At 59.0% G+C, this 2,295-nt stretch carries 1 protein-coding gene and 1 pseudogene; both read left to right on the top strand.

What is annotated here, in order from left to right; genetic code table 11:
- Positions 1–361: pseudogene (locus IQ273_RS32630) on the top strand (DNA repair protein RecN); the annotation flags it as partial.
- A 260-nt stretch (positions 362–621) separates the two neighbouring features.
- Positions 622–2,235, top strand: a complete 1,614-nt coding sequence (locus tag IQ273_RS32625; protein ID WP_194027229.1) for a sodium:proton antiporter — start codon at positions 622–624, stop codon at positions 2,233–2,235.
- Positions 2,236–2,295: the final 60 nt, after the last annotated feature.

Raw genomic sequence — 2,295 nt, 5'->3', positions numbered from 1 at the left:
GGGCACGCTGGTCTTCGACGAAATCGATGTGGGGGTGTCGGGGCGGGTGGCTCAGGCGATCGCCGAAAAGCTTTACCAGCTCGGTCGCCAGCACCAGGTGCTGTGTGTGACTCACCAGCCGATGGTGGCGGCCCTGGCCGACGCTCACTTTCGAGTCGGCAAGCACGTGGTCGAAGCGGCGGTGGCGAAGGGGGCCAAGAGCGATGAGGCCGAGCGCACGGTGGTGCGGGTGCTGCCGCTGTCGCTCAGCGATCGCCGCGAAGAACTGGCCCAATTAGCTGGAGGCGAGTCGCACCAGCAGTCGCTTTCCTTTGCCGAGTCGCTGCTGTCGCAGGCCGACAGCCTGCGAGCCAAGCGATGAGGGCCAAGTCGAGATTGGCTAAATGGAGCAAAACCGGCGGATGCCTCTAGGGCACGGCATCCCTTAAATCACTCTTAGGTATTATCCAGACTATAGTTTTGTAGTTGAAAATCAGCCCTAATACGAAATCCGCATTGAGAATCTCTCATTCAAAATAGGGATCTCGTCGGGGCATTGCACTGCAATGCTCCGACAAACCGGGTATAACCCAATAGGATTCGGTATAAGCTGTCGCGTACTAGAAGTTAGGCCCACATTCTATGGATTTCTTCCTGACCGTTGAACCCCTTCTAGAAGACCCCTCCCTGATGCTGGAGGATCCCTCGATTGAGGCTCACCTGCGCCAGTTTTGCCTGGTGCTGTCGGTGTCGCTGGGGGTGGCTACCCTGTCGCGGGTGTTTAGCGTGCTGCGCAACATTCCCTACACCCTGCTGCTGCTGCTGGTGGGTCTGGGCCTGGCAGTGCTGGATGTGCGATTGATTAACCTGTCGCCCCAGCTGATTTTGTTTATCTTTTTGCCGCCGCTGCTGTTTGAGGCCGCCTGGAACCTGAACTGGAAGAGCCTGAAGCAGTATGCCGTGCCCGTGGTGCTGTACGCCATTGTGGGGGTGATCATCTGCGTCGGCAGCCTGGTGTGGGGCTTGCAGACCTTTGCGGGGGCCTCGCTGGCGACGGCGCTGCTGGTGGGGGCCAGCCTGTCGGCCACCGACCCGGTGTCGGTGGTGGCCCTGTTTCGCGAGCTGGGGGTCGAAAAAAAGCTCACCACCGTAATGGAGGGCGAAAGCCTGTTTAACGACGGCGTGGCGGTGGTCGCCTTTAACCTGGTGCTGGGCATTGCCCTGGGCCTAGAGCAGTTCGATGTATCGGTGACGATCGCCCGCTTTTTGGTGTTCGCCGGGGTCGGCATTAGCATTGGCGGGCTGATTGGCTTTGGCCTCTCGTTTCTCACCCAACGGTTCGATATTCCCCTGGTGGAGCAGTCGCTGACGCTGGTATCGGCCTACGGCACCTACCTGGTGGCCGAGGAACTGGGCGGCTCTGGCGTTATTGCGGTGGTGACAACGGGGCTGATTTTGGGCAACTTTGGCTCCCGAATTGGCATGAACCCCCGCACCCGGCTGGTGGTGTCTGAGTTTTGGGAGTTTGTCTCGTTCTTTATCAACTCGATTGTGTTTTTGCTGATTGGCGATCAGGCCAACTTTTACGGTCTGGTGAATGAGCTGGATAAAATCGCGATCGCCATCATCATCATGCTGGTCGCCCGCGCCATCAGCGTCTACGGGCTGGGCTACCTCAGCAATGCCATCACCGGTGCCGAGATGGATTTGCCCTTGAAGGGACAGACTATTTTGTGGTGGGGGGGGCTGCGCGGGTCGGTCTCGGTAGCGCTGGCTTTGAGCGTACCGACTGTGCTGGGCGATCGCCAGGAAATCATCTCGATTGTGTTTGGGGTGATGCTGTTTACCCTGCTGGTGCAGGGCCTCACCACCAAACCGCTGCTCGAATACCTGGGCCTGCTGGGCGATCAGCCCCTGCGGCTGGAGTACAGCCAAATGACCGCCCACCGGGTCGCCCTCACCCGCGTCATGCAGCGCCTGGACGAGATGAAGGTGAACGAAGAGTTTGACCCTGAGTTTGTCGGCTACCAGATGGCCCTGGTGCATGGCCAGCTTGAGGAAGTCAAAGAAAAACTGGCCCGGCTAGAGCAGCAAAACGACAACATTCGTGAGTACGCCTCGGAGCAGATGCGGGAAGAACTGCTGGCGATCGAATCTGATACCTACGCCGAGTTCATTCGCGCCGGTCAGCTCAAAGATACCCTGACGCCGCTGCTGGAAGGGGTATTGCCCGATCGCATTGGGGAAGTTCACTAGTACTCCGCAGCGCAAGTTTAGATACTATTCTCCGGGGGCTAGGGAGCAGGGGGGCTAGGG

Origin of the sequence: Nodosilinea sp. LEGE 07298 (assembly GCF_015207265.1) — a bacterium.
Classification (GTDB): Bacteria; Cyanobacteriota; Cyanobacteriia; order Phormidesmidales; family Phormidesmidaceae; genus Nodosilinea.
This window is presented reverse-complemented; position numbering and strand designations above follow the sequence as displayed.

Bases quoted from the DNA above. Each gene is read 5' to 3' on its own strand.
- IQ273_RS32625 (WP_194027229.1), top strand. From the start codon at position 622: ATGGATTTCTTCCTGACCGTTGAACCCCTTCTAGAAGACCCCTCCCTG.